Source organism: Nocardia sp. NPDC055002 (assembly GCF_053608825.1).
The window spans coordinates 1,026,142-1,051,397 of the sequence record NZ_JBSGWE010000001.1 but is presented as its reverse complement, the minus strand read 5'-3'; the positions used below and the strand labels follow the sequence as shown (position 1 = coordinate 1,051,397).

Genomic DNA, 25,256 nt, shown 5'->3' with positions numbered 1-25,256 from the left:
CGAAAACCGCTGGGCCCACCCTGGTCGATCCGGTGATCGGGTGCGCTGGACGGGTTGATCCGATTCCTTTCGAAAGAAGTCGTCGATGACTGAATCCCTTGTCGCAGGGGCTGTTGACAAGCAGTTTCTCGGAGACTCGCCCTCCTGTGGCCGGTGCGGTTCTCGGCCGCGGGCCGATCGAAGACGAGGCCGCCGTGCCCGAGCCGTCGCACGAGCTCGTGCAGCCGCGAGCGGCTGGGCGGCACTGGGTGCCAAGGGCGGGCAAGGCCGCACTGCGGCGATGGGCGAAACATCTGATCGTCAACATGGCTCCGTCGCGTCACCACGATGCGTTACCGGCAGCTGATCTTCAATCCACACCACGAAGCAAGGGAGAACCATTACCATGGGCGTCGAATTCAGCCCGGAACAGCAGGATTTCGCGGCAGCGGTCGCCGCGTTCGCCAAGCGTGAGGCGGGCACCCGGGAGAAGCGTGACGCGCTCACCCACCATGATGCCGAGCAACACAACGCGGGTGTCTACGGCAAGATGGCCGAACTGGGCTGGCTCGGCCTGACCGTGCCCGAGGAGTACGGCGGCTCCGACGCCACGATGGTCGACATGTGCATCCTGCTCGAGGAGAGCCTGCGCGGCATGTTGCCGATCGGTGCGATCGGGCCGACCCTCATCACCGGTGGTGCCTACGCCAAGTTCGGTACCGCGGCGCAAAAGGACGTGGTCTTGCGCGGCATCGTTCGTGGTGCGTCGCAGTCGATTTCGATGTCGGAACCGGAAGCGGGCTCCGACGTCGGCAACATCACCGCCAAGGCGGAGAAGACCAACGACGGCTGGCTGATCAACGGTCAGAAGACCTGGTGCTCCAACGCGCACATCTCGGAGAACATCCTGCTGGTCGTGCGCACCGATCGCAGTGGCGGCAAGCACGAGGGACTCACCATGTTCCATGTGCCCGCCAACACGCCGGGGCTCAAGATCAGCCCGATCGAGCTGATGGGCAACCAGAAGGAGACCAACGACCTGTACTTCACCGACTGCCTGCTCCCCGAGGACGCGGTGGTCGGCGAGGTGGGCAACGGCTGGCGTCAGCTGATGACCGGGCTGAACTTCGAACGGCTCATTCTGGCCGCGATGAGCCTCGGCGCTGCCGAGCGTGCCTTCGAGGACACGCTGCAGTTCATCAGTGAGCGCAAGCAGTTCGGCAGGCCGATCGGTTCCTTCCAAGCGCTACGGCACCGCATGGCCGACCTCGCGACCGAGATCGAATGCACCAAACTGCTGGTCTACAGCGTGGCCGCCGCGGTCGACGCCAACCCGACCAAGACCTTCGCGCGCGAAGCATCGATGGCCAAGCTCAAGGCCACTGAGACGTCCAAGCAGGTCGCACTGGCCGGGATGCAGATGATGGGCGGCTACGGCTACGCCCGGGAGTTCGACATGGAAAAGCACGTCCGTGGCGCCCTGGTCTCCACGATCTTCGGCGGGACGAGCGAGATCCAGCGCGACATCATCGGTAAGACGTTCGGTCTCTGACACGGAGGGGAAAGGGGCGTCCGACCGGTCACGGTCGGACGCCCCCTGTCGAGTCGCTCGCTGCCTACCGCGGCAGGGGCTGACCGAGCAGAATGGTCTCCAGTAAACGGATCACCTTCTCCTGCGGACTGATTCCATGGTCGCCGAAGGTGCGTCCGAGGTCGACCACGAGGCTGAAGGCCGCGTGCACGAGGATCCGGGCTTCGCCGATGGACAGGTCCGGCCTCGCTTCCACCACCAACTTCGCCCATTCGGTGATGATCAGCTGCTGTAGATGGCGCAGGGTCACCTGATCGGGTTGGTCTACATGGCTGAACTCGGCGTAGTAGACGAAGGTCAGCGCGCGCTCGGCGAACGAACCGGAGACATAGAGTTCGATCAGGGTGCCGAGTGCTTCGGCGGGAGTGTCCGCGGCGGCTGTCGCGGGCGCGATCGCTCCCGATACCCGGTCGGCGGCGCGCCGGAATGCGGCGACCAACAGGTCGCTCTTGCTGCGGTAGTAGCGGTACACCGCCGAGGCGGCCGACAGATCCGCGGCGGCGGCGATATCTTCCATGCTGACATTGGGATAGCCGCGCTCGTGGAACAGCTCGACGGCTTTGCCCAGCAGCAGATCATGCTTGAACGGCTGCGGTTGCTCGCCCCTCGAACCGGCGGTCTTCGTGCTGTCGAGTCCGCTGAGGTCAGCGTCGATCAACGTCCAGCTGGTCGCATGGAGCAGCCGGGCGAGGGCCTTGACCGGAACGGTGGCGTGGTGGTCGCCGATGCTGCTCACCACGGCAAAGATCGAGACCGCGCGAACCGCCCGGTCTCGACCGTCCAACTCGGGTCGTACCTCGCCGATCAGCTTGCGCAGCGTCGCGATAGCCGCGGCGAATTGATCGGTGAACTCCTGAAGATCGGCCGGCTCGAGATAACGGCGCTCCCAGCGAGCCAGCGCCACGGTCGGCCGATTGGCGATGGTCAACCCGATGATGGCGTCGAGCACATGGTCGACGCGCCGGCGCGGCTCCCAGTCGGCGGCCTCGGCGGGCAGCTCGACCGCGCCGACAGCTATCCCGGACAATCGCAGAAGTTCCTCCCGGAACAGTGCGTACTTGCTCGGAAAGTGCCGATACAGCGCGGTGGAACTGATATCGAGGCGCCGCGCGATGTCGTCCATGCTGACACCGTGGTATCCGTGCGCGCCGAAGGCGGCGGCCGATTCTGCCGCGATCTGGGCACGACGATTCTTCGGCCTGCGCCGGACTTGGCGAGTCGGCGCATCCGCGGGGGATTCGTCTGCCTGGCTGCTCGTCGTCTTACCCTTTGTTCCGCGCGGGGACAGTGAGTTCCCGATGATCTTGCCTGTCATGCTATCGCCTGGTGGCGCGAGGTCGATCCGCCGGACCGCGTCATTGGGCGGGAGGCGAGGTCAACGGGGAGTTCACCTTCTCGACGAGCCAGCGGCCGTCGTCATTGTGCAGGTTGAACACCATCGACAGCTGACTCGGCTTGGGTTTGTGCTCGGTACCCAGGCTCGAGATGGTCGTTCCGATCACCACGATCGCCTCGGCGGAGTTCTCGTCGCCGGAGCGCAGCGCGCACTGGGTATCGGTCACCTTCGAGATGACCTCGCCCTGGGTGAGTGCGTCGCGCAGCTCGGTGCTGGTGGATTCGAACTGCTTCTTCCAGTCACCCGTCGCGCCCGCGAGGACAGCCTTGAAGTAGGTGTCGAGGCTCTTGCTGTCGTATTCGGCCAGGGCGGGCGCGTAGTGGCACGCGGCCTCGCGGGCCTGCTGCTGGGCCTCGAGCAGATCGGTGCTGTTCTTGTTCTCCACGAACAGGAACACCGAGGTCGCCACCGAAGCGCCGAGGACGATCGCGGTGGCACTGCGCAGGCCGAGAGTTTTGCGGTCCATCGCCCACCACTTGGCCTTGGTGGCCGTCTTCGCATCGACCGTGTCCGCGAGCCCTGCCGATGGTGCTGTGCTGGGGGATGTTTCGTCGTTGGTCATCGCTTTTCGTGCTCCTTATCGTGGTGCGGGCACCGAGGGCTGGGACAGTTCGTCACCGGTCACACCGGGCGGCGGTCCCGCACCGTTGTCGGGTCCGGCGGGACGTGGTGCGTTCGCCGACCCACGCACCTGCAGGGCGGGATTGTCGGTGACGCAGTAGTTGTAGAGCCGCACCCTGGTATCGGCGGTGGCCTTGGTGGGCAGGATCGGAACAGTGTCGTAGTCGCAGGTCGGTCGCGGCCACGGATCGACGAGTGTGAAGAAAGCGTTGTCGTGGGCGGGGACCCCGACCGCCTCGGAGAAGCGGCTCAACGTGGGAAACAGCAGCTCGATCGCGGGTTGACGCAATTTGGCTGCCCGGGTGATCGCGACGAAGTTCGTCACCAGGTCCGTGATCGGATCGTGGGTGCGGGAGATGAAGCCCCCGAGGGTCGCCAGCTGGCCCGGCCCCTCTTGGAGCAGATGCCGCAATTCGGCGTCGGCGGCGGAGAACTGCTGGAACAGGGCGCTACCCGCGTGGGTGAGGGTGCCGAGGTCGGGTTGCGCGTGCGCGGTCGTCGAGGCGATGACCTCCAGATTGCGCAGCAGATGCTCGGTCTGCGGAAGCAGATCGGTGAGCCCCGCCATCGCACGACTGATCCCGGAGATCATGTTGCGCAAGCCATCCGGTCCGCCCGCGAGCGCTTTGTCGAGTTCGTTGACGATGACATTGAGGCGGTCGGGGTTCAATCCGCCGACCAGGCCCGTCATGTTCGCCAGCACCGACTGCACCTGCACCGGCACGGCGGTGTCCGCCCGGGCGATAACGGAGCCGTCGCGCAGATACGGTCCGGTGTCGGTGTCGGGGCGGAAATCCAGGTACTGCTCACCCGCGGCCGACAATCGGGCGACGGCGACTGTGCCGCCGACCGGAATCCGGGTGCCCTCCTCGATCTCGGCTACCGCCGCGACCCCGTCGCCTGCGACCCGCACGTCGTCGACCCGGCCGACCCGAACACCACGGAATGTCACGTCGCTGCCCGCGGTGAGTCCACCCGAGATGGCCAGTTCGACGGTGACGACATAGCGCGTACTCGTCGGGTCGATCCGCAGGACCGCACCGCCCAGGTACAGGCTGCCCAGCACCAGGACGACGACCAGACCGGCATTGGCGACCGCGACGCGACGGCGAACCAGCCACTGCCACAACGGTGAATTCATCGGGGCCCCTCGTGGGTCGGCTGCTGCGGTGTGCTGTTGAGGCGGCCGGTCACCTTGGCGATCACGTCGGTGATGCTGCCGATGAACGCCGGCACATCGGTGCCGTCGGGCCAGCGGCTGCCTGCCGGATCGGTGATCGCACCGATGTCGAGGTAGGACAGGATCGCTCCGACGGCCAGGGTCGGTCCCTGCATACTGTCCATGACCGAGGGATAGACCTGATGGAAGCCCTCGAGCGTGCCGGTGAGGTCATCGCCCATCTGCGCGAATCCGGACATCAGATTCTGGATGCTCTGGAACAGGCTGACGAACTGCGGCCCGTTCGTGGTGCTGAAGTCCCCGAGGGCGTCCATGGTCACCGCCACCTTGTTGATCAGGTCGACGATGGCCTGGTTGTTCTCGGCGAACAGCCCGATCAATTGCGGGAAGCTGTCGGCCGCGGCGCCGAGTTCGGTTTTGCGCCGAGCCAATTCGCCGGTCAGTACCGACAACCCGGTGAGTGTCGCGTCGAGGTCGCCGGTCCGTGCGTTGAGCGCGGTGATGACCGAGGTCATCTCCCCGATCAGGTGCTGCAGTTGGGGCGCCTTGCCCGCGAAGATGGAATTGAGCTCGGAGGTGACTTCGGCTGCCTGATTGAGTCCGCCGCCGTTGATCAGCATCGACACCGACATCATCAACTGCTCGACCGAGGCGGCCGACGCGGTGTGCTCGGCGCCGATGGTCGCGCCCTCGCGCAGCGGTGGTCCGGCGGCCTCGGCGCTGGGCAGGGTCATGGCGACGAAGATGTCACCGAGCGGGGTCGCCTGGCGCAGCTCCACGGTGGTGCCCTGCGGCAGCTGGATGTCGGTGCGGATCAGCATCTCGACATCGGCGAGGAACGCGGTCGTCGAAATTCCGGTGACGACACCGATATCGGTGCCGCCGATCTTCACGTGCGCGCGATCGGGCAGATTGAGCGCGTCGCGGAATGTGGCGTGCAAGGTATAGCCGGGCCCGCCGATGCCCGGTTCGGGCATCGGCAGCTCGGCCACGGTCATCGAACAGCCGCTGCTCGATGCGGCCACGGCGGCGGCGCAGAAGGCCGCGGCCAAGGTGGTGCGCAGAGTCATTTCGTCAGTCCCAACAGCGCGGCGGTCAGCCCGAAGTCCGGGCCCATATCGGAGATCTTGCCGGTGCGGCAGCCGTCCAGGCGCATCTGCACGCGCTCGCAGAACAGCGAGACCACTTCGCTGTCGAGCACGATCTTGTCGAGCAGACCGTGCAGGCGCAGCGCCTGGTGTTCTCGGCTGATCGCATTGTCGAAGTTCTGGAACATCAGCGGACCGACGTCGATGATCTCGGTCAGATTGCGGGCATTGGCCCGCATCTGGGCGGCGATCGCGACGAACTTGGTGAGCGCGCCCGCGAGCTGATCCTGGTTCTGGCCGACCACCGAGGAGGTATTGGTGATGAAGTCGTCGAGCTGGGTCAGCACCGCCTGCAGACCGGGGGACTGCTGCCCGAACAACGCGACCAATTCGGTGATGCGACCGCTGAAATCGCGGACGGTCTGATCGTTGTCGGCGACGATCTGGGTGATCTCGCCGAGTTCGATGATGGTGTTGGCGATCTGATCCTTGTTGGCGAAAGTCAGCTCGAAGGCCGCCGACAGTTCGTCGAGCGTTTCGCGCAACCGGTCGCCGTTGCCGTCGAGCAGTGGGAAGAGCACTCGGCTTGCCATGGGCCCGCTCTGGCTGTCGCCCTTGAGCGCCTCGCCCAGCTGATCGAAGTTGGCCAGGATCCGGTCCAGCTCGACCGGTGTCCTGGTGCGCTCCAGCGGAAGATGCGCGCCGTCGGCCAGTTCGGGCCCTGAGCCGGTGTAGGCCGGGGCGAGCTCGACATGGCGGTTGGTGATCAGCTGCGGCGACACCAGCGCCGCGATCGCTTCGGCGGGAATGCGCACGTCGCGGTCGACCGACATCACCACCTCGACGTAGCTGCCGCGCGGCGTCACCGAATCGACGACACCGACCGGCACTCCGAGTACCGAGACCTCGTTGCCCGCATACAGTCCGGCCACGTTCTCGAAGTCGGCGCTGATGCGCTTCTGCTCGCCGAGCACCTGGTTACCCAGTCCGGTCAGGCTGTCGGGCAGCAGGGCGCAGCCCGAGGCGAGTGTCGCGGCCAAGCACAGCGCCGCCAGCTTGCTCCTGCGTTCGGTCCTCATCAGTTGCACCCCTGTACGGCCTGTGCGAAGCACAGCCAGTTGTCCGGAAGGATCCACGGTGCCCAGATCTCGCCGTAGGGACCGTTGCCGAGCAGATTGTTGAACTGGCGCAACGTGACCGGGGCGTACTCGTAGATCCGGTCCAGGTTCTCCTTGTTCTTGGTCAGGCCGTCGGCCATCGTGTTGAGATTCGCGATCAGCGGTCCGAGTTCACCGTTGTTCTCGATGCCCATGTCCTGCAGCAGCCTCGACATATCGGCGACGTTGTCGAGCAGCTGGGTGAGCAGGGTCTGGCGCTTCTGCACCGCGGCCCCGATCGCTTCGCCCCTGGTGAGCAACACCAACACGCTGTTGCGGTTGTCCGAGACCAGTTGGGAGACCTGATCCATGCTCTTGAGCAGGGTGTCGACCTCGTCGCGCCTGCTGTTGATCACCTGGGCGAGCGAGCCGATACTGTCGAGGGCCTGCACCGCCATGGCCGGTGAATCGCCCAGCTGGGCGCTGAACACATCGAGTGCGGTGCGCAGCTTGTTCGGGTCGATCCGTTCGATCCGCTCGAACGAGGAGGTGTACTTCGGGTCCTGGATGACCTTGCTCAGGTTGTACGGCACCTCGGTGTTGTCGAGCCGGATCCGGTTGTCGGGGAGCTCTTTTCCGTCGCCGGGCCGCAGCACGATGTGCAGCCTGCCGAGGATGGTCGACATCTTGATCGCGGCGTGGGCGTTGGCGCCGAGGCGGATGTCCTTGCGGATCCGCAGTGCCACCTCCACCCGATCGTTGACCAGTTTCACTGCCTGGACCTCACCGACCTCGATGCCGGAGACATCGACCGTCGCACCGGGCCGAAGGCCCGCGGCCTGGGCGAACTCGGCGTGAACGGTCTTGTCGCCGAGCCGAACCTGGGTGAGCAGATTCGAACCGCCGAGCAACACCAGCACCGCGAGGGCCGCGATCAGGCCGAGCCGCAGGTGCCGGTTGTGTCGCAGAAATGCTGGAACGCGTGGTTTGATCATCGGCACACTTCCGATTGTGAGGTGCCGCCGACCTGCGAGAACAAGCCCTCGGGCAGGAGAACGCCCCACAGCGAGACGTCGAGGCGGCAGATGTAGGCATTGCCGTAGGTGCCGTATTGGGTGAACCGGGCGACGCCGTTGAGGAAGTCCGGGAATTCGACCGCAGCGCGATCGAGTGCGGCGCCGTTGTAGAGCAGCATCATCACGCCTGTCGTCGCGTTGCGTTGCGCGTCGGCCATACCGGGCTTGACCTGCTCGATGAGCGAGACCAACCCGTTCGTCGCCCCCGCCACCCGTTCGACCGAACTCTTCAACGCTTCGCCCTCGGTGTAGAGCCCTTCCATCAAACTGCGAGTCTGCGTGATCAGGGTTTCCAGCTCGTCGCTGCGGTTGGCCAGCCCGGCCATCACCGAGCTGAGATTGCTCAGCACATCGCCGATGATCTGATCGCGTTCACCGAAGGTGCTGGCCAGCTGGGCGGCCTGAGTGATCAGCGCAGCCAACGACACCTCGTTGCCTTGCAGTGCCTGGATGAGGGTCTCCGACAGCGAATTGATCTGGTCGGGTTGCAGCACGCTGAACAGCGGCTCGAATCCGGACAGCAGCGCCGAGACATCGAACGACGGCTCGGTCCGCTCGAGCGGGATCTGCGAGCCGGCGGGGACGACGGTGCCCTCGCCGGTGCCCGGCGCCAGCGCCAGGTAGCGCTGACCGATCAGATTCTGGTATCGCACCAGGGCTTTGGTGGTGTCGGTCAGGTGCTGGCGCGACTCGATCCGGAAGTCGACCTTGGCGATGTAGTTGTCGGTGAAGTCGATCTTGTCGATCCGGCCGACCCGCACACCCGCCATCCGGACGTCGTCGCCGATGCGCAATCCCAGCACATCGGTGAAGACCGCCGAGTAGCTCGTCGTGTTGCCGGGGACACTGCGTTGCAGGGTCGACCAGATCGTGTAGGTGAGCAACGTCGCCAGGACGGCGAAGAAGCTGAACCCGAGGAGTGCTTTGGTGGATTTCACTGTTGGACACCACCTTCGGTGTCGGGGACGATGGGAATGTTGCCCAGGATCGACCCGAGCAGCAGCAGCTGGCTGAACGTCGGTTTACCGCCGACCAGTGCCGACACCGCGGCGATGCCGCTCAGCCGGGGCTGCGCCGCCGGGATGGCGGCGGGCGCGGGATCGTGGGATGCGGCGGGTGCGGTGATCCCCGGGATGGCGGGCAGTCCCGGGATGGCGGGTAGACCCGGGATCGTCGGCAGGCCGGGAACCGTCGGCACGGTGATGCTCGGCAGCGCCGGCAGACCGGGAATCGGCAGTACCGGTGCCGGTCCGGCGGATTCGAGCCGCTTGGGCAGCATCTGTGCCGGATACTCCTGTGGCGGTGCGACTTCGGGCACGGACGGTCCGCCGCATCGGGGCCCGGCCATCTCGCCGTAGTGCGGGCAGTCCTTGGCGGTGTACTGCTGGAACGGTGTGAACGTCACGTCCATGCGCCAGGTCATCTGTTTGCGTGGGCCGAAGTTGAACACCTGCTGCAACCTGCGGAACGACGTGTTGAGGTTGGCCGCCGTCGACTGCAGCGCGCCGGGATCTCTGGCGATGCCACCGAGCACCTGGTCCAGGCCCGAGACCAATTCCTTACCCGAGTCGGGATTCGCGGCGAACAGGGCGTTGACCGATTCGATGGTGGAATTGCCCTGGGTGAGCAGCTCCACCAATTGGGTGCGGTGCTCGTTGAGCGTGCGCGCAGAGGTCACCGAATCAGCCAGCACCCCGACCAGCTCCGGTGCCGACTGGCTCAGTGCCGTTGCCGCTTGACCGAAATTGCCGAGCAGGTGGCCGATTTCGGGGATCTGGTGGACCGTGGTGAGCCAGGTATCCAGGCGCTCCACCGTGGAACCCGGCACCCGGCTGCTCGGGTCGAGTGCGGCGGACAGGGTGGCCAGCACCCGGCCGAGCTTCTCGGGCTGGATGGTGGTGAGCACATCGCGCAGGGTGTTGAGGGTGGACTGCAGCTGAATCGTGGCGGCGCTGGTGTCCTCGCGGATGGTCGCGCCCTCGCGCAGCCCCTCGGCGGTCCCCCCGTTGTCCACGAGCTGGAGCGAGGAGACGCCGAAGATGTTGTCGGGTACGACGCGCACGGTGACCGTGTTCGGAATCGTCTGCGCGAGGCCTGGTTTCAGCTCCAGTGTGGCGTGCTGGCGTTCACCCTTGGCGACCATCTCCACCGAGCCGACCGAGCCGACCAACATGCCGCGGTACTTCACGTCGGCACGCTGGGGTAGCCCGTCGCCGGTGCTGGTGAGGTCGGCACCGACCACCACCGTGTCCTCGAACTCGCCGTTGTAGCGCAGTGCGAGCAGATACAGAGCGACCGTGAACGCGGTGATCACCGCCAGTCCCGCGAGCGTGAGCTGCAGGGGTTTGGGGCCGCGGCCGCTGAGATCGAGAATCATTCGATCGACCTATCCCGAGATCCGGAATCCGGGGTCGATGCCCCAGATCGCAAGGGTGAGAAACAGATTGGTGAAGACCATGACGACGATGACCATCTTGATGGCCCGGCCCGCCGCGACCCCGACACCTTCGGGGCCCCCGGAGGCGACGAAGCCGTAGTAGCACTGGATGAACGCCGCGATGAGGACGAACACCACTACTTTGAAAATCGAATAGAACACGTCCCCGCCCAGCAGGAACTGGAAGAAGTAGTGGTCATAGGTGCCCGCGGTCGTACCGCCGAGGAACAGCACCGACAGCTTGGTCGCTATGTAGGCGACCGCGAGGCCGAGGGTGTAGAGGGGAATGATGGTGATCGTCGCCGCGATCATCCGGGTGGTCACCAGATAGGGCAGTGGCCGGATCGCGATGGATTCCAGGGCGTCGATCTCTTCGGAGATCCGCATCGAGCCGAGCTGCGCGGTGAATCGGCAGCCGGACTGGATAGCGAAGGCCAGCGTGCCCAGGATCGGCGCGATCTCACGGGTGGTGGCGAAGCCGGAGATGGCCCCGGTCAGCGGTCCCATGGTGAGCAGGTTCAACGCGGTGTAGGACTCGACTCCGACGGTGATACCGCCGAACGCGCACAGCACGATGACCACGCCCACTGTGCCACCGCCGACGATGAGCGAGCCGTTGCCCCAGCCGACATCGGCGACCAGGCGGGCGACTTCCTTGCGGTAGTGACGCAGCGTGAACGGGATGGCGATCAGGGCCTGGAAGAACACGATGGCCTGGTGGCCGAGGCGCTGATTGGCTTCGACAGGGATCTTGGCTGTCGCGCTGATCGCGCGGACCGGCCGCAGTGCGGGCGGGACGTACTCGGCGGCCATCTCACACCACCTTCGCGGGGAAGAAGCTGTTGTACAGCTGGGTGACGATGATGTTGGTGGCGAACAGCATCAGGGCGGAGGTGACCACCGCCGAGTTCACCGAATTCGCGACACCGCCGGGACCGCCCTTGGTGTGTAGTCCGATGTCGCAGGCGATGATCGCGGTGAGCGCACCGAAGATCGCCGCCTTGAACAGCGCGACCATCAGGTCGTTCGCGACCGCGAACGAGGCGAACGAGCTGATGAACGATCCCGGCGTGCCCTGCTGGGCGTAGACGTTGAACAGGTAGGCGGTGGCGAAGCCGACGAACACGATGAACCCGCACAGCAGCATGCTCACCAGTACCGCGGCGGCCAGTCGCGGGGCGACCAGCCGGCGCACCGGGTCGACGCCCATCACCTTCATCGCGTCGATCTCCTCCCTGATCGTGCGGGAGCCCAGATCGGCGCAGATGGCCGAGCCGACCGCGCCCGCGATCATCAGGGAGGTGACCAGTGGTGCGCCCTGGCGGATGATGCCGAGCCCGGCGACCGCGCCGATGAAGGTGGTGGCGCCGACTTGGTTGACCAGCGCGCCGACCTGGATCGAGACAACCACCGCGACCGGAATCGCGACGAACACGGTCGGCAAGGCCGAGACGTTGGCCATGAAGGCGCACTGTTTGATGAACTCCTGGAACGGAAAGCGCCGTTGCACAAGAGATAGGAACAACTGCGCGATCGTTGCCCGACCGAGGAGGACCTGCCTGCCGAGGGTCTCGAGCGACTGCTGGGGATGCCGTCGCCAGAGCCCGGTGGCACTGTCGACGAGCCGTCCGATCTCGGACGGTTCGGTGGCCGGTTGCGGCGTCACGCTGCACCGATCCTTTCTTGCTGCGGGGGAATGTGTTCCCGGCTGCTCAGAGCGAGCTCAGCCAGTGTTCGAGGAGGACGACGAGCGCGCCGACGGCCGCCAGGCACAAGGCGATGACGCAGAGCAGCGCGATCCACATACCCACTCGGAGAACAGGATTGACCTGTGTCCGCCCGCCGAGGATCTTGACGATGATCACGATGATGTCGATGACCCAGACCAGCGCCATCATCAGGTCATCGTCACATTCGCGAAGACGAGCACGGGCCAGCACACGATCGATCCGAGGAACGAGATGATCAGGTCGGCCCCGTGGAGGTCACGCAGATGGCTGGTGTGGGTGAGTGTCCAGATGACCCCGACCAGTCCGTACGGGATGCCGATGATGATGAGCGTGCCGAGAAATTCGGACACCTTCATCTCATAGCTGAGAAACCTGTCCAGCCGTCGCAACATGGTGGTACCGGTGTCCTTCCTCGGGACCTTGGACGACGTCGGGCCTGCCGACCGCCGTCGTTGGCGGTGCGATGTTGTTGTCGAGCGTTCTTCTAGGGGCGGACCCGAAGAGTGATCGCCATTTCCCCTGAGTCATGCGAGAAGCACTGAGACTTCTCCAGCTCGGGAGGGTCGACCTCGAAGAGCAAGTTACTACGCATTCTCGTCGTTGTGATGAGAATTACCGGTAACATATCTCATAGATTCGGGATTGCCTATAGGGCCCCGGATCGAGTGCCGTCGCAGTTTGCGCCCGTGCGCCCTTCTCGTCCGGCCGCCGGTCGGTGGGTCGGCGTGAACCGGTGCGAGTGCGGGTCATCGCATCGGCACCGGACGCCGCTGAGGGGTGCGTGCCGGTGCCGATGCGGCCCGCGCATCATGCCCCCAACGCGTGATGCTGCGGAATGAACAGTAACATAAATTGGAATTTTGAGGGCTGGATAACAGGCGGATCGGCTAGCATCTGGCGGCGAGTGATAAGAATGCTAGTTAACTTACTCGATGGATGTCGCCGTGTGGTCGGCGACCGTGCAGGAGGTTCATGATGTCAGCTGTCATCGTCGATGTGGTTCGTACGCCGTCGGGTCGAGGCAAGTCCGGCGGCGGACTGTCGTCGGTGCATCCGGCCACCCTGCTGGCCGGTGTGCTCGCAGAGCTGGTCGCGCGCACCGGGATCGACCCGGCCCTCGTCGACGACGTGATCGGCGGCTGTGTCACCCAGAGCGGTGAACAGGCCAACAACATCACCAGGACGGCGGTGCTGGCGGCGGGCTTCCCGGAGTCGGTGCCTGCCACCACGGTTGATCGACAGTGCGGTTCGAGTCAGCAAGCCGTGCATTTCGCCGCCCAGGGTGTGCTCGCCGGCGCGTATGACGTGGCGATCGCCTGTGGCGTCGAGTCGATGAGCCGCGCGCCGATGTTCTCCAACACTCAGGGCAAGGACTCGCTGCGTGGCCCGCTCGCCGCTCGCTATCCGGCCGGCCTGATCGGGCAGGGGATCGCGGCCGAGATCATCGCGGCCCGTTGGAAACTGGACCGTGCGGTCCTCGACGAGTTCGCGGCCCGCTCACATCGACTGGCCGCCGCCACCGCGGCATCCGGCGGGTTCGATGCCGAGCTCGTTGCCGCGGGAGAACTCGTCGCCGACGAGACGATACGCACCGCAACCACTGTCGAAGGTTTGGCCGGCCTGCGCCCTGCCTTCACCGATCCCGCTCTCCTCGACCGGTTTCCGGAGATCAACTGGTCGGTGACCGCGGGCAACTCCTCGCCGCTCACCGACGGTGCGTCGGCCGCACTCATCATGAGCGAGGCGATGGCGGCGAAGCTGGGGTTGACCCCCCGCGCCCGCTTCCACTCCTTCGCTGTGGTCGGCGACGATCCGACGCTCATGCTCACTGCCGTGGTGCCCGCGACGCGCAAGGCGCTCGAACGGGTCTCGCTCACCGTGGACGACATCGATACCTTCGAGGTGAACGAGGCGTTCGCGCCGGTCCCGCTCGTGTGGCAGCACGAGCTCGGCGCCGACCCGGCCAGGGTCAATCCGCGTGGCGGCGCTATCGCGCTCGGGCACCCGCTCGGAGGTTCCGGAACCCGGTTGCTCGCGACGATGGTCAACCATCTCGAACAGACCGGCGGTCGCTTCGGTCTCCAAACCATGTGCGAGGCAGGTGGTTTGGCCAACGCCACGATCATCGAACGCCTCTGAGACGAGCTGATGGACGCCCCCCGCCGGACGCGATGTGCGGTCGGCGGGGGTGTCGAACTGCATCGCCGCGGTGGCCAGGCTGAGTTCGCGAGGTGTCGCGACTCGATGCCGGGTGAGCAGCCGGTCGCCGAGGTCGCGTGAAGGGTGGGGGCGCAAGACTCGCGGCAGTGGGGGCAAAGGGCCTGGACGTCCCACGCCGCGAGCCTTGCGCTCCGGGAGTGAACTCCCGGAATGCCACCTATCGGCGGCAGTCGTGTCCACCTGGCGCCGCAGTGCATGCCCGCTCCGAAGCTATTGGTGAATGGACATCAACTTAGTGATCGAGAAGGGCGATGTCAATCGGTTGTAAGCGCTGAGTCGAATCCGAACTTCCCCTCCTCGATGCGTGGAATTGTCGGTAACATAATGAGTGTGCCGGGGTACCCTTGGCGCCGAACCGCGTTCGCGAGGTGCGTCGGGCTGCTGTGCATCGCCTCGACTGCTCGGTCGCGCGGTACATCTCTGGAAAAGGATGACGATGAGCACGGCAATCAGACCTGGCGAACCCAATTACGTCGACCCACATAGTGATTCCTACGTCGACGAAGGTGCCGGACCCGCGTGGCGCCGGTCGGCCACCCCAGCGGTGGAACCCGCCGCGACGGAGCGTGTGCTGACTCTCGATCGGGTTCGCCTCCATATTCCCGACACGCACCGGTCCCCACGCAAACGGCCCGCCCAGCTGGCCGATGCCTTGGACTTCTGGATGTTCGCGGGCGCGGCCGCGAACGTGGCGATGCAGTTCGCGCACCAGGGGGTCGCGGCGGGTGTGATGGAGAGTCCGGTCGAATCCGGTGCGCTCATGGTGCATCCGTGGAAGCGGCTGCGGACCACTTCTGCCTACCTCGCGGTGGCCGTTCTCGGGACCGACGAGGACAAGTCGGCCATGCGGGCGGCCGTCAATGTCGCGCACCGCCAGGTCAGATCGCGGCCGGATTCGAAGGTGAAATACAACGCCTTCGACCGGAACCTGCAGATGTATGTGGCCGCGGCGATCTACATCGGTTTCGAGGACACGCACCAACTGCTGTGCGGCAAGATGTCCGACGACGAACTCGAGGCGTTCTACCAGGGCTCCGACACCTTCGGCACCACGCTCCAGGTACACCCCGACATGTGGCCCAAGACGCGCGCCGAGTTCGACGACTACTGGCTCGAGGCCTGCAAGCAGGTGGTGTGCGACGACGAATTCCGCTCCTACATCGACGATCTGCTGCACCTGCGGATGATCCACTGGTCCATCCGGGTGATGTTCGGCAGCCTCCTGCGGTTCCTGACCGCCGGCTTTCTGCCCCCGCATTTCCGCGAGCAGATGGCGATCGAATGGAGCACCGCGGATCAACGCCGATTCGAGCACCTTTTCCAGTTTGTCGGCTTCGTCAACCGATTCATCCCGAAGTTCATCAGGTTCGCCGGTACCAACGCGATGATGCGCGATGTGCGCGGCCGCATCGCACGGCAGAAGTCGCTCATCTGATTCGGGAGCCGGTGGTGCCCAGGGCGGCGGCGGTGAGGCAGGCGAGGGCGGCGGTGATCCAGAGGGGAGTGTAGGAGCCGTTCAGGTCGCGGATCAGGCCACCGGTGAGGGCCATCGCGCCCGCGCCGAGTTGGTGGAAGACGCTGATCCAGCCGAACGTCAGGGCGCTGTCGGCGCCGAAATAATGCCGGCACAGGGTCAGTGTCGGTGGCACCGTCGCGACGTCGAGGATGCCGAACACCACGGCGAAGACGACGAGGTCGGGGGACCACCCGCTGGTGAACAGGATCGGGAGGAGGGCGAGGGACACACCGCGGCCGAGGAAGAACACGGCGAGGAGCAGTCGCGGTTCGATCCGGTCGGTGAGCCAGCCCGCGGACACGGTGCCGAGGATGTTGGCGACGCCGATGATCGCCAGCAGGCCCGACGCGGCGGTGGCGGCCATGCCGTGATCGTGCGCGGCGGGGGTGAAGTGACTCCACATCAGGCCGTTCGTGGTCGCCCCGCACAGTGCGAACATCGAGGCCAGCACCCAGAACCGGCGGTCGCGCAGGGCGCGGAGCAGGGCGGTGATCGTGCGGGAGAAGGGGTTGACTCGGCGATCGGTCCCGACGGGTTCGGTGTCGGGATTCGCGCCGTAGCGGACCGCACCGATCGCGGCGGGACTCTCGCGCAGGAAGAGCAGTACGCCGAGCAAGGCCGCCGTCGCGAGAGCTCCGCAGGCGAGAACAGGCGCGCGCCAGTCGGCTCGCTCGAGCAACACAGATAGCAAGGGCAGCATCGCGAACTGACCGAAAACGCTTGCCGCGGTCAGCAATCCAGTAGCAAGACCGATCTTGCGGTAGAACCAGCGGTTCGCCACCGTCGCGGCGAACACCGTCGTGATCGACCCGGTCCCGACCCCGATGGCGAAGCCGAACCACAGCACGAACCAGAAGACCGACGGAGTCCAGATCGCGGTGAGGACCGAACTCGCGATCAGCGCGAGCAGTGCGTACGACGTCACCCGGCGGATGCCGTAGCGGTCCATCATGGCCGCGGCGAACGGCCCGACCACCCCGTAGAGCACCATGTTCACCGCCACCGCGGCGCCGATGCCGGTGCGGCTCCACCCCTTCGTCTCGACCAGCGGTTCGGTGATCAGCCCCGCGATGGTGGCGAAACTCCCCGCCGCGACGAGCGCGAGGGCCGCCACGGCCACGATTGTCCACGCGGGATGAAAACGGGGCGCCCGCCCGATCGCGCGCTGCTCGATCTCGACTGCGGAAATGCCCACCGGAATCCTTCGCGTTGCTCGACGTCCTTACCCTCGTTTCTAGCAATCAACGATCAGGATCGACAGTATGCACAATCTCGTCCATATGGACGGAATGGATACTATCGAGCGTATGGCAACCATGGATGAAGTCCGGGCGCCGATCGTACGAGCGATGCGGAGCTGCCCCGTCGAGGTGAGCATCGCCGTCCTCGGCGGCGCCTGGAAGATGACCATCGTCAAATACCTCCTCGACGAGCCCCTGCGCTACGGCGAACTACGCCGCAAGGTCGGCGAGGTAACCCCCCGCGTCCTCACCCGTCAACTCCGCGAACTGGAACAAGACGGCATCGTCAACAGACACTCCTTCGCCGAAGTCCCGCCACGCGTGGAGTATTCGCTCACCCCGACCGGGCAGGCACTGCGCGGTTTCGTGTCCGAGCTGAACCGATGGGGCGCGGAATACGTCGAGAGTATTGCCCGTCCCGACCGGTGAGCTCTGACGGGATGGCGCTAGGTTGCAGACAAGAGCAGCAGTGGGAGGTCTCTGTTTCTGAGATCCTCAGCAACGCTTCACAACTGGTCCGCGACCGCGTTGTCAGAGCTGAACCGGAAGGAGGACGGATGAGCGTTTCCTGGAAGGACGTCCAGGCGTTCCGTGGTCGAGGTGAAGTCGCGAACGCGCTCGCCAGTCGTGCGCAGGACGTCGATCGCTGGGCGGAATCCGAAGGTTACGAGGTGCGCGATGATGGCTCCATCCGTGACGTGTGGCGCGCGACCGGCCGGGACATCGAGCTGACCGGAGCGGAGTCGGTTCGCCGATACAAGGTGGTGTTCGACCTGCGATCCGCCATCGATGCGGTCCTCGCGGATGCGCAGCCTCACGAGTAGCGACGTCAGTACAGGCGAGGTCATGCAGATTTTCGGCGGTCGCGGCGTCGTCTGCGCGTGTCCGAGTACGTAGATCTTGCGTGCGGCGGCCGGCACACGGGCTGGTCGCCACAGGTGGTGGGCGCAGCGGGCTGCTGACTGATAGCGGGTCGTGAGGCAGAATGTGGACGTGAGCGTTATCAGTGGGACGAAGTTCGGGGCGGGTGTCGCGGCGCCTGTCTGCGGTTAGTTCGATGTCGGATCAGGAGACAGGGCCAGGGTTCGCGCGCGGACCCGGCAACAGTCGATTCGATGCGGTGGAGCGGCTGCGTCAGAAGTTGGCAGAGACGAGGGCTGCCGAGACGGGTCCGCGCCAGGGTGAAGACTCGCCGTCGAACGTCGTGCGCCTGCCGAAGCCGCCGCGGCGACGTCAAGAGGATATCGGTGCAGCTCCGCGCTGGTCTCCGGTTCCCGATGGCGCCTACGATCCGGCGGCAACCCGCCCGGTGACCCGAGCGGAGTTGGAGCGCGAGTCGGGATCGTTGCCGGTCGACGATGTGACGCAGGCCGGCGCCGCATCGGGCGGGACCGCCGAGCGCGATGCGAATCTCATCGATTTCGACGCGTCGCGCCGTAAACGTGCCGGCGGGGAAAACCGTCCCGGCGGCGGTCGGCGGATGGTGAGGCCGCGCAGGGTCGGCCCTCCCCGGAGCGATGGCGGTGACGCCGGTTCGTCGCGCCCGGACGAACCTGGCCGCTGAGTCGTTCAGGCGCGACCTGCTTCATTCGTTCATCGCGCCCCGGCATCATGGTGTGATGCGAATCAGCGTCACCGGGCACACGAACATCTCGGCCGAAACGGTCCCGCTCGTTCGTGCGGCCATCGCCCACCTGATCGCCGACACACCGGGTCTGGTCGGTATTTCGTGCCTTGCCCGCGGCGCGGACAGCGTATTCGCGGAAGTGGTTCTCGACGCGGGCGGGCAGCTCGAGGCGGTGGTGCCGTCGCGCGACTACCGGGAGTCGAAAGTGAAGCCGGACCACCTGGTGCAATTCGACGGGCTCATCGAGCGGGCCACGACGGTTCGGGTCATGGACTTCGACCGTGCGGGCCGCGACGCGTATGAAGCCGCCAACGAGGTCCTGGTCAGTGAGGCCGACCGGTTGATCGCGGTATGGGACGGGAAGGTCGGCGAGCGTGCCGGTACCGGGACCGTGGTCGCACTGGCGCGTGCGCGGGGCATTCCTGTCGATGTGGTGTGGCCGAACGGTGCTGTACGGGATCAGCCCGGTCCGCAGCAGTAGATGGCTCCACTGTCGTGGATGGCGCGGACGTCATCGAGGCGCGTCTGTGGGCGTGCCGAACCAGTGGGAGAGCTGGGTGTTCAGGACCTGCTGGTGCTCTCCGATCCAGGCGACGTGCCCGTCGGGGCGTAGCAGCAGCGCTGGAACATACAGTGCCGCAGTGGGATCCGCGATGATGTCGACCCGGTCGGACCAGCCGTCGACGCTCAGGCGTTCGGTGCGGTCCACGACCAGACCGCGGCCCTGACGAAGTCGGTCGTAGAGGTGGCCCTGCTTCAGGTCGAGGTCGGGCAGGCGGCGGCCGAGTAGATCGGGGCCTGGGCCGAAGTCGTAGCGGATGGCGGTCGCGGTGATCTTCTCGATCAGGTAGCGGTTCACCTCGTCGAAGCCCATCAGTTCGGTGAGCAGCCTGCGGACGGCCTGTGGGCCCGGCTCGGTGGATGCCAGTTCGACCTGGGCGCGAGTGTTGTCCAGCACGTCGGCGGCGACCGGATGACGTTCGGACTGGTAGGTGTCCAGCAGTGTTTCGGGCGCCCAGCCGTGAATCTGCCCGGCCAATTTCCAGCCGAGGTTGACGGCATCCTGAACGCCCAGATTCAGCCCCTGACCACCGGCGGGTGGGTGGATGTGCGCCGCATCGCCTGCCAGCAGCACCCGACCGACCCGATAGCGCTCGACCAACCGGGTGGCATCGCCGAAACGAGACAGCCAACGAGGGGAGTGCACGCCGAAATCGGTTCCGGCGATCGCGCGCAACTGCCGTTGGAAGTCCTCGAGCGTAGGCGGTTCCGTGCGATCCTCACGCACCCCCGCAGCGGGAACAACGACGCTGTAGATGCCCTCACCGAAGGGCCTGAGACTGAATACCGCATGGGTCGCGCGGATTTCGGTCACCTTGGCGACGATCTCTTCCTGCGAGGCACCCACTTCCATCTCGCCCATCAACGTCTCGGTCCGCGCGGGCTCACCGGGGAAACCGACACCGAGCAGCTTGCGCACTGTACTGCGCGCACCGTCACAGCCCACGAGATACCGCGACCGCACCCGCTCACCGTCGGCCAGCTCGACGGTCACGCCCTCGTCGTCCTGCTCGAAACCGACCACCGCGCAACCACTGCGGACCTGCGCACCCAGCTCGATCGCATGTTCTTCGAGCACATGATCGATGATCGGCTGCGGGATGCCCAGCTGATAGGCGTACGCGGAATCCAGCCCTGCGGGCGTAGGTGTGGCGATGGCGGCGAATACCCCGCCGACCGGACGCTGCCGTCCGCGTTCGAGAAGGCGATCCAGCAGCCCGCGCATGGCCATCAGCTCGAGACTGCGCACATGCAGACTGACCACCCGGACGAACGACGACACGGACTCGGGTTCCTTCTCCAGCACGAGAACCCGCACATCGTGCAACCGCAGTTCAGCGGCCAGCATCGCACCGGTCGGCCCACAGCCCGCAATGATCACATCGAACATGAACCACCCATTCGCCCGAATTCTCGCCTACCCCGTCGCCACATCCCCGGCACCGCGCACGCACGCATCACGCTGATTTCGGATTTCCGCAGGTCCAGGCCTCGGCCGCCAATTGTGCGGTACCCCCAGCGCTTGCCGCAAGCGATATATGCCAGAGCGCGAGGGTGTCCTGCCCGACCGATCTTTCGAAGGTGCCCGCTGGGAAGCTATTCGGCGTGTGCGTCATAGACGGCGCCGGCGCGGTCGATCTCGGCCATATGATCCTCGGCCCAGGTGCGCAGCGCCGCCAAGGGGATCTCCAGGGACAAGCCCAGTTCGGTGAGCCGATAGTGCACGCGTGGTGGCACCGTCGGCTCCACCCGGCGGGTGATGAGACCGTCCCGGGCCAGGTTGTGCAGGGTCACCGACAGCATCTTCTGGGATACACCGGGCATTCGCCGCCGCAGCTCGGCGAACCGCACCTCACCCGGGGCGGCCTGTGCGAGGACCTTGACCGCCATCGACGTCCATTTCGTGCCGATGCGGTCGAGCAACTGACGTGTCGGACATTGCGCATCGAACAGATCGCCGCGATCCGGTGTCTTCGCCTGCGCTGATCGAGTAGTCACCTGGACCTCACCACCTGTAGTCAACGTGCCGTCTTGGCAGCATACCTTAGGTTACCTATCGTTCCCTAGTAACCAATAGTTACTAATGGGAGGTTCCATGTCCCGCACGCCGCCGCTCCATGTCGCGCCTATCGAGCTGCGCCAGATCGAGACCAACGGCATCCGTGCCAATGTCGCCATCGCAGGCTCCGGACCCGCGGTCGTTCTGCTGCACGGCTTTCCGCACACCTGGCGATTGTGGAGCGAGATCATCGGCCCGTTGTCCGCGCGGTACCGGGTGGTAGCCCCGGACCTACGCGGGTTCGGCGCCTCCAGTCGTGCGCCGGACGGCTACGACGCAGGCACACTGGCCGCCGATGTCACCGGGATCCTCGATGCCCTCGGCGAACCCACCGCGGCCGTGGTCGCGATCGATGCCGGCACCCCGGTCGCGGTCCTGCTCGCCCTGCGCCACCCCGACCGGGTGCGGCGGCTGGTGGTCATGGAAGCGCTGCTGGGCAGGCTCCCCGGCGCCGAGGACTTCCTCGTCGCGGGTCCGCCGTGGTGGTTCGGATTCCATGCCGTCCCCGGTCTCGCCGAAACGGTCCTGCTCGGCCACGAGGCGCGGTACATCGAGTGGTTCCTCACCACCGGCACCAGAGGCCGGGGCGTGCGGAAAGATATCCACGACGCGTTCGTCGATGCCTACACCGGAGATGACGCCCTACGCTGCGCCTTCTCCTACTACCGCGCACTGCCGACCAGCGCCCATCAGATCGATCACGCCGTGGCGACCGACCGGCTCACCACCTCCACCCTGGCGATCGGTGCCCACCCGGTCGGCGACGCGCTGGAGCGCCAGCTACGCCCCATCGCCGCCGACCTCACCGGACACGTCATTCCGGATTGCGGTCACATCATCCCGTTGGACCGGCCGCAGGAACTGCTCAGCCTCATGATGCCCTTCCTCGCCGCCGAGCAACCCGCCTGAAGGCCAACGCCAGATGTCGTGCCGCTGTTCAGGTAGGTGGATGGTCGGATATTTGTCGTGCGACACCCCCGTCGACTTCCCGGCCACCGGATCACCGGTTCGGGTGTCGGGTCCTCTCGAATACATTACGCTCGCGGGAACGCAAAACTAGAACAGGTTCTCGGGGGTGGGGTGTTCGATGCGGGCAGTGCGGATCGCGGCATTGCGGGCGACGGTGAGCGGTGCGGTCTTCGCACTGGTGGCGGCGTGCGCGGGTGGGGCTACGGCAGTGCCGCTGCCGGAACAGGATTCGTTCTACGCCCAGCCCGAGGGGCTCGCCGACCTGGCCGACGGGACAGTGCTCTCGTCGCGGGTGATCGAGACGGAGTCGTTCCGGCAGCCGCTGCCGGCGGATGCGTGGCAGGTGCAGTACAAGACGATCGACAATCACGGGGCGCCCCGTACCTATGTCGCGACAGTGCTTGTACCGCATCGGGAATGGACCGGCGACGGCCCGCGTCCGCTGCTGTCGTACCAGGTCGCCGAAGACGGCGTCGGCTCGAAATGCGCACCCTCGTACGCGCTGCGTGGTGGGATCGACGGCGTCCCCAGCGGCGCATACGCCGAGACCGGCATGATTCGGTTTGCACTGCAACAAGGTTGGGCCCTGGTCGTACCGGACTATCAGGGGCCTGACTCCGATTTGTTCGGTGCCGACGGGTATGTCCACGGCGTGCTGGACGGTATCCGCGCGGCCAGAGCGTTCGCGCCCGCGGCTGTCGACCCCGCGGCGCCGATCGGCATGTGGGGATACTCCGGCGGTGCCCAGGCCACCGCTATTGCCGCGCAAGCGCACGCCACCTACGCCCCGGAACTGCGTTTGTCCGGTGTGGTGCTGGGTGGGATCGTCGCGGATCTGGAAGCCACCATGTCCGGCTTCAGCGGTGGAATCGCCGGTGGGGCGGTTGTGGTCGGCCTGGCGGGCTTGGACCGGTCGTATCCCGAAGCTGATGTGGCTCAGTACCTCAACGAATCCGGCCGCGGGATGCTGGCCGCAAGCCGGGCCGATTGCGTGCCCGACGCCGCTCTGGCGTATCCGTTTCTCGATGCGGCGGCGCTGGAAGCTTGGCCCGGGTCGATCACGAACAACGCCGAACTGAGCACGGTGGTGCGCAAAGCCAGCCCCTTGTTCCGCCCGGGCGTACCTGCCGTGCCGGTACTGCTCCATCACGCTGTCGCTGACGAGTTCGCGCCTATCGGTGCCGCCCGGGCGCTGGCCGGAAAATACTGCGCCGCGGGGATTCCGGTGCAGCTGGTGGAGAATTCCGTCGGCGAGCACGGTACCGAAGCCATGCTGGGAATGCCGGCGGCCCTGAACTATCTGGCCGACCGATTCGCCGCGAAGCCGGCGGCAAGCACCTGCTGAGCGGCATCAGCCCTCGACGGCCCAGGGGATGGGCGAACAGGCCCAGGCCCGGCCTCCGGCCAATTGATCATCGCAACGCGTATCCTGACCGTCGTGCCGACTGGGGGTAGCAAACAGGTCCGCGCCGCACGTAAGCGCAAGAAGCGGATGGCGGCCGTCGCCCACGACCTCACGGACGCGCAGTGGGACGCGCTCAAAACGTCCTGGGGTGGGTGCGCCTACTGCAAATCTCCTGTCACCTCGCTGCAGAAGGACTGCGTGCAGGCCCTCTCGCGCGGTGGCCGCTACACGCTCGGCAACGTCGTGCCCGCGTGTGGGTCGTGCAACGCCAGCAAGTGCAACGCCGAGGTGACCGGCTGGCTGCGCCGCAAGAAGCTCGACGAACGCTCGTTCCTCGTGCGCCACTACGAGATCGCGACCGAGCTCACCACGAGGTTCGCCTAGCCACCCACATCACTGGTCATCGCAGGATGTCCGGAGCAGCAAGCGATCTCACCGACGTTCGGTGACCGATGGAACGAGCACGATTCTGCCGAACACCTCGCCGGCGTCCATTCTCCGGTGCGCCAGCACAGCGTGTTCCAGGGAAAGTATCTCGTGCACAACTGCTTTCAGCTCGCCGCGGACCGCGGCCGCGAATAGATCGGCGGTTGCTGCTCGCCGGTCGGATAGAGGCACGGTATCGGCACTGAAGGTCGCGAACGACGTCGACCTCCGGAACGCCTTGATCATCTCCACGCCGAAGTCCGCAGGCGGCATGCCTGCCATCACACCGACGACCACCATCCGGCCGTTGGGCTCGAGCTTGGTGAGGAACGACGGTAGATCCGCACCTGCGGCGATGTCGATGATGACGTCGTAGCCCGCGGGAGCGTTCTCCGCACCCCGGCCGGTGCGGTCCAGCACATGTGTCGCGCCGAGATCGCGCAGGCGATCGCCACGCGCAGGCGAGGAAGTCGTGACCGCGACAGCACCCGCACCGCCACGAGCCGCGAGCTGGACTGCCACCACGCCGATTCCGCCCGCCGCGCCACGCACCAGCACTGACTCTGCGCGCGTGAAATGCGCATGGCGCAAAGCGAAGTGGGCCACCACGGCCGAGCTGCCGAGTGTCACCGCGTCGACAGACGACAGGGCCGCCGGGACGGGAACGAGCGTCTCGGCGGAGGCGATCGCGCGCTCGGAATAGCCGCCGCCCTCACCGGTGAACGCCCACACCCGCTGACCGATCCACCCTGTGTCGACGCCCTCGCCGACCTCGGTCACAGTGCCCACGACCTCTTGGCCCAGAATGTGACCCGGCGTGATCCCGAAGGCGGCCAGCGCGCCACGTCGGACAAGGGCGTCGACACCGCCGACGCCGATCGCCTCGGTCGCGATCAACACCTGGCCGGCGGTCGGATTCCGGTGGGGGAGTTCGACCACCGCGAGGACCTCTGGACCTCCGAATGCCTGGACCACTACTGCCTTCATCGGCGTCTCCGTGTTCTGTTCTGGGGAAACTGACCAGTGGGACCGTAACG

26 protein-coding genes are annotated in these 25,256 nt (G+C 66.0%); 10 read left to right on the top strand and 16 right to left on the bottom strand.

Annotated elements, in window-relative coordinates; genetic code table 11:
* Positions 1-385 precede the first annotated feature (385 nt).
* Positions 386-1,531 (top strand): acyl-CoA dehydrogenase family protein, encoded by a 1,146-nt coding sequence (locus ACWF99_RS04990; protein WP_378630905.1) that lies wholly within the window; start codon positions 386-388, stop codon positions 1,529-1,531.
* A 64-nt stretch (positions 1,532-1,595) separates the two neighbouring features.
* Here ACWF99_RS04990 and ACWF99_RS04985 read toward each other — a convergent pair whose 3' ends face one another.
* The 12 genes from ACWF99_RS04985 to ACWF99_RS04930 are packed head-to-tail and all read right to left on the bottom strand — an operon-like array spanning position 1,596 to position 12,587.
* Positions 1,596-2,885, bottom strand: a complete 1,290-nt coding sequence (locus ACWF99_RS04985; protein WP_378662058.1) for a TetR/AcrR family transcriptional regulator — start codon at positions 2,883-2,885, stop codon at positions 1,596-1,598.
* 40 nt (positions 2,886-2,925) lie between these two features.
* Positions 2,926-3,528 carry a hypothetical protein gene (locus ACWF99_RS04980; RefSeq protein ID WP_378630908.1) on the bottom strand — a complete coding sequence of 201 codons (603 nt, stop codon included), beginning with the start codon at positions 3,526-3,528 and terminating at the stop codon, positions 2,926-2,928.
* Positions 3,529-3,543: 15 nt separating this feature from the next.
* Complete coding sequence (locus ACWF99_RS04975; protein ID WP_452534752.1) at positions 3,544-4,728, bottom strand: MCE family protein; 1,185 nt, start codon at positions 4,726-4,728, stop codon at positions 3,544-3,546.
* A complete protein-coding gene (locus ACWF99_RS04970) occupies positions 4,725-5,837 on the bottom strand; it encodes an MCE family protein (protein WP_452534751.1) in 1,113 nt (370 codons plus the stop codon). Before ACWF99_RS04970 ends, ACWF99_RS04975 begins: the two co-directional genes overlap by 4 nt.
* Positions 5,834-6,934, bottom strand: coding sequence for an MCE family protein (locus ACWF99_RS04965; RefSeq protein ID WP_378630912.1), 1,101 nt, complete (start codon positions 6,932-6,934; stop codon positions 5,834-5,836). The genes ACWF99_RS04970 and ACWF99_RS04965 overlap by 4 nt, the downstream gene beginning before the upstream one ends.
* A complete protein-coding gene (locus tag ACWF99_RS04960; protein WP_378630914.1) occupies positions 6,934-7,947 on the bottom strand; it encodes an MlaD family protein in 1,014 nt (337 codons plus the stop codon). The genes ACWF99_RS04965 and ACWF99_RS04960 overlap by 1 nt, the downstream gene beginning before the upstream one ends.
* Positions 7,944-8,966 (bottom strand): MCE family protein, encoded by a 1,023-nt coding sequence (locus ACWF99_RS04955; RefSeq protein ID WP_378630916.1) that lies wholly within the window; start codon positions 8,964-8,966, stop codon positions 7,944-7,946. The genes ACWF99_RS04960 and ACWF99_RS04955 overlap by 4 nt, the downstream gene beginning before the upstream one ends.
* Positions 8,963-10,405 carry an MCE family protein gene (locus ACWF99_RS04950; RefSeq protein WP_452534749.1) on the bottom strand — a complete coding sequence of 481 codons (1,443 nt, stop codon included), beginning with the start codon at positions 10,403-10,405 and terminating at the stop codon, positions 8,963-8,965. The genes ACWF99_RS04955 and ACWF99_RS04950 overlap by 4 nt, the downstream gene beginning before the upstream one ends.
* A 9-nt stretch (positions 10,406-10,414) precedes the next feature.
* Complete coding sequence (locus ACWF99_RS04945) at positions 10,415-11,278, bottom strand: ABC transporter permease (protein ID WP_378630920.1); 864 nt, start codon at positions 11,276-11,278, stop codon at positions 10,415-10,417.
* A gap of 1 nt (position 11,279) precedes the next feature.
* Positions 11,280-12,131: an MlaE family ABC transporter permease gene (locus tag ACWF99_RS04940; RefSeq protein WP_378630922.1), complete on the bottom strand. Its 852-nt coding sequence runs from the start codon at positions 12,129-12,131 to the stop codon at positions 11,280-11,282.
* Positions 12,132-12,177: 46 nt separating this feature from the next.
* On the bottom strand, positions 12,178-12,363 hold the full coding sequence (locus ACWF99_RS04935; RefSeq protein WP_378630924.1) for a hypothetical protein: 186 nt from the start codon (positions 12,361-12,363) through the stop codon (positions 12,178-12,180).
* Entirely contained in the window at positions 12,363-12,587 is a 225-nt protein-coding gene (locus tag ACWF99_RS04930; protein ID WP_378630926.1) for a hypothetical protein, read from the bottom strand. The genes ACWF99_RS04935 and ACWF99_RS04930 overlap by 1 nt, the downstream gene beginning before the upstream one ends.
* Before the next feature lie 580 nt (positions 12,588-13,167).
* On the opposite strand from ACWF99_RS04930, the gene ACWF99_RS04925 reads away from it, so the two are divergent.
* On the top strand, positions 13,168-14,334 hold the full coding sequence (locus ACWF99_RS04925; protein WP_378630928.1) for a thiolase family protein: 1,167 nt from the start codon (positions 13,168-13,170) through the stop codon (positions 14,332-14,334).
* Positions 14,335-14,851: 517 nt separating this feature from the next.
* A complete protein-coding gene (locus ACWF99_RS04920; RefSeq protein WP_378630929.1) occupies positions 14,852-15,850 on the top strand; it encodes an oxygenase MpaB family protein in 999 nt (332 codons plus the stop codon).
* On the opposite strand, the gene ACWF99_RS04915 is transcribed toward ACWF99_RS04920, so the two are convergent.
* Positions 15,843-17,126 carry an MFS transporter gene (locus tag ACWF99_RS04915; RefSeq protein ID WP_452534746.1) on the bottom strand — a complete coding sequence of 428 codons (1,284 nt, stop codon included), beginning with the start codon at positions 17,124-17,126 and terminating at the stop codon, positions 15,843-15,845. The genes ACWF99_RS04920 and ACWF99_RS04915 overlap by 8 nt on opposite strands.
* Before the next feature lie 112 nt (positions 17,127-17,238).
* Between ACWF99_RS04915 and ACWF99_RS04910 the strand changes: the two genes are divergently transcribed.
* From ACWF99_RS04910 to ACWF99_RS04895, 4 genes are all read left to right on the top strand, one after another.
* Complete coding sequence (locus ACWF99_RS04910) at positions 17,239-17,601, top strand: winged helix-turn-helix transcriptional regulator (protein ID WP_452534745.1); 363 nt, start codon at positions 17,239-17,241, stop codon at positions 17,599-17,601.
* A 128-nt stretch (positions 17,602-17,729) separates the two neighbouring features.
* Complete coding sequence (locus ACWF99_RS04905) at positions 17,730-17,996, top strand: hypothetical protein (RefSeq protein ID WP_378630934.1); 267 nt, start codon at positions 17,730-17,732, stop codon at positions 17,994-17,996.
* A 233-nt stretch (positions 17,997-18,229) separates the two neighbouring features.
* On the top strand, positions 18,230-18,736 hold the full coding sequence (locus tag ACWF99_RS04900) for a hypothetical protein (protein WP_452534743.1): 507 nt from the start codon (positions 18,230-18,232) through the stop codon (positions 18,734-18,736).
* Between the two features lie 55 nt (positions 18,737-18,791).
* Positions 18,792-19,280, top strand: a complete 489-nt coding sequence (locus ACWF99_RS04895) for a hypothetical protein (RefSeq protein WP_378630937.1) — start codon at positions 18,792-18,794, stop codon at positions 19,278-19,280.
* A gap of 30 nt (positions 19,281-19,310) precedes the next feature.
* On the opposite strand, the gene rox is transcribed toward ACWF99_RS04895, so the two are convergent.
* Positions 19,311-20,750: a rifampin monooxygenase gene (rox, locus tag ACWF99_RS04890; RefSeq protein ID WP_452534741.1), complete on the bottom strand. Its 1,440-nt coding sequence runs from the start codon at positions 20,748-20,750 to the stop codon at positions 19,311-19,313.
* A gap of 206 nt (positions 20,751-20,956) precedes the next feature.
* Positions 20,957-21,358, bottom strand: a complete 402-nt coding sequence (locus tag ACWF99_RS04885) for a winged helix-turn-helix transcriptional regulator (RefSeq protein ID WP_452534740.1) — start codon at positions 21,356-21,358, stop codon at positions 20,957-20,959.
* 97 nt (positions 21,359-21,455) lie between these two features.
* Here ACWF99_RS04885 and ACWF99_RS04880 point away from each other — a divergent pair, with 97 nt between their 5' ends.
* The 3 genes from ACWF99_RS04880 (at position 21,456) to ACWF99_RS04870 (ending at position 24,177) form a co-directional block, all read left to right on the top strand.
* On the top strand, positions 21,456-22,328 hold the full coding sequence (locus tag ACWF99_RS04880; protein ID WP_378630941.1) for an alpha/beta fold hydrolase: 873 nt from the start codon (positions 21,456-21,458) through the stop codon (positions 22,326-22,328).
* A gap of 178 nt (positions 22,329-22,506) precedes the next feature.
* Positions 22,507-23,733 carry a lipase family protein gene (locus ACWF99_RS04875; protein ID WP_452534739.1) on the top strand — a complete coding sequence of 409 codons (1,227 nt, stop codon included), beginning with the start codon at positions 22,507-22,509 and terminating at the stop codon, positions 23,731-23,733.
* A 93-nt stretch (positions 23,734-23,826) separates the two neighbouring features.
* Positions 23,827-24,177 (top strand): HNH endonuclease, encoded by a 351-nt coding sequence (locus tag ACWF99_RS04870; RefSeq protein WP_378630944.1) that lies wholly within the window; start codon positions 23,827-23,829, stop codon positions 24,175-24,177.
* 48 nt (positions 24,178-24,225) lie between these two features.
* Here ACWF99_RS04870 and ACWF99_RS04865 read toward each other — a convergent pair whose 3' ends face one another.
* Positions 24,226-25,206, bottom strand: a complete 981-nt coding sequence (locus tag ACWF99_RS04865) for a zinc-binding dehydrogenase (RefSeq protein WP_452534737.1) — start codon at positions 25,204-25,206, stop codon at positions 24,226-24,228.
* Between the last annotated feature and the right edge of the window lie 50 nt (positions 25,207-25,256).

Excerpts from the sequence above, each read along its gene's own strand:
- ACWF99_RS04990 (WP_378630905.1), top strand. The coding sequence starts at position 386 with ATGGGCGTCGAATTCAGCCCGGAACAGCAGGATTTCGCGGCAGCGGTC.
- ACWF99_RS04985 (WP_378662058.1), bottom strand. The coding sequence starts at position 2,885 with ATGACAGGCAAGATCATCGGGAACTCACTGTCCCCGCGCGGAACAAAG.
- ACWF99_RS04980 (WP_378630908.1), bottom strand. The coding sequence starts at position 3,528 with ATGACCAACGACGAAACATCCCCCAGCACAGCACCATCGGCAGGGCTC.
- ACWF99_RS04975 (WP_452534752.1), bottom strand. The coding sequence starts at position 4,728 with ATGAATTCACCGTTGTGGCAGTGGCTGGTTCGCCGTCGCGTCGCGGTC.
- ACWF99_RS04970 (WP_452534751.1), bottom strand. The coding sequence starts at position 5,837 with ATGACTCTGCGCACCACCTTGGCCGCGGCCTTCTGCGCCGCCGCCGTG.
- ACWF99_RS04965 (WP_378630912.1), bottom strand. The coding sequence starts at position 6,934 with ATGAGGACCGAACGCAGGAGCAAGCTGGCGGCGCTGTGCTTGGCCGCG.
- ACWF99_RS04960 (WP_378630914.1), bottom strand. The coding sequence starts at position 7,947 with ATGATCAAACCACGCGTTCCAGCATTTCTGCGACACAACCGGCACCTG.
- ACWF99_RS04950 (WP_452534749.1), bottom strand. The coding sequence starts at position 10,405 with ATGATTCTCGATCTCAGCGGCCGCGGCCCCAAACCCCTGCAGCTCACG.
- ACWF99_RS04945 (WP_378630920.1), bottom strand. The coding sequence starts at position 11,278 with ATGGCCGCCGAGTACGTCCCGCCCGCACTGCGGCCGGTCCGCGCGATC.
- ACWF99_RS04935 (WP_378630924.1), bottom strand. The coding sequence starts at position 12,363 with ATGATGGCGCTGGTCTGGGTCATCGACATCATCGTGATCATCGTCAAG.
- ACWF99_RS04930 (WP_378630926.1), bottom strand. The coding sequence starts at position 12,587 with ATGTTGCGACGGCTGGACAGGTTTCTCAGCTATGAGATGAAGGTGTCC.
- ACWF99_RS04925 (WP_378630928.1), top strand. The coding sequence starts at position 13,168 with ATGATGTCAGCTGTCATCGTCGATGTGGTTCGTACGCCGTCGGGTCGA.
- ACWF99_RS04920 (WP_378630929.1), top strand. The coding sequence starts at position 14,852 with ATGAGCACGGCAATCAGACCTGGCGAACCCAATTACGTCGACCCACAT.
- ACWF99_RS04910 (WP_452534745.1), top strand. The coding sequence starts at position 17,239 with ATGGCAACCATGGATGAAGTCCGGGCGCCGATCGTACGAGCGATGCGG.
- ACWF99_RS04905 (WP_378630934.1), top strand. The coding sequence starts at position 17,730 with ATGAGCGTTTCCTGGAAGGACGTCCAGGCGTTCCGTGGTCGAGGTGAA.
- ACWF99_RS04900 (WP_452534743.1), top strand. The coding sequence starts at position 18,230 with ATGTCGGATCAGGAGACAGGGCCAGGGTTCGCGCGCGGACCCGGCAAC.
- ACWF99_RS04895 (WP_378630937.1), top strand. The coding sequence starts at position 18,792 with ATGCGAATCAGCGTCACCGGGCACACGAACATCTCGGCCGAAACGGTC.
- rox (WP_452534741.1), bottom strand. The coding sequence starts at position 20,750 with ATGTTCGATGTGATCATTGCGGGCTGTGGGCCGACCGGTGCGATGCTG.
- ACWF99_RS04880 (WP_378630941.1), top strand. The coding sequence starts at position 21,456 with ATGTCCCGCACGCCGCCGCTCCATGTCGCGCCTATCGAGCTGCGCCAG.
- ACWF99_RS04875 (WP_452534739.1), top strand. The coding sequence starts at position 22,507 with ATGCGGGCAGTGCGGATCGCGGCATTGCGGGCGACGGTGAGCGGTGCG.
- ACWF99_RS04865 (WP_452534737.1), bottom strand. The coding sequence starts at position 25,206 with ATGAAGGCAGTAGTGGTCCAGGCATTCGGAGGTCCAGAGGTCCTCGCG.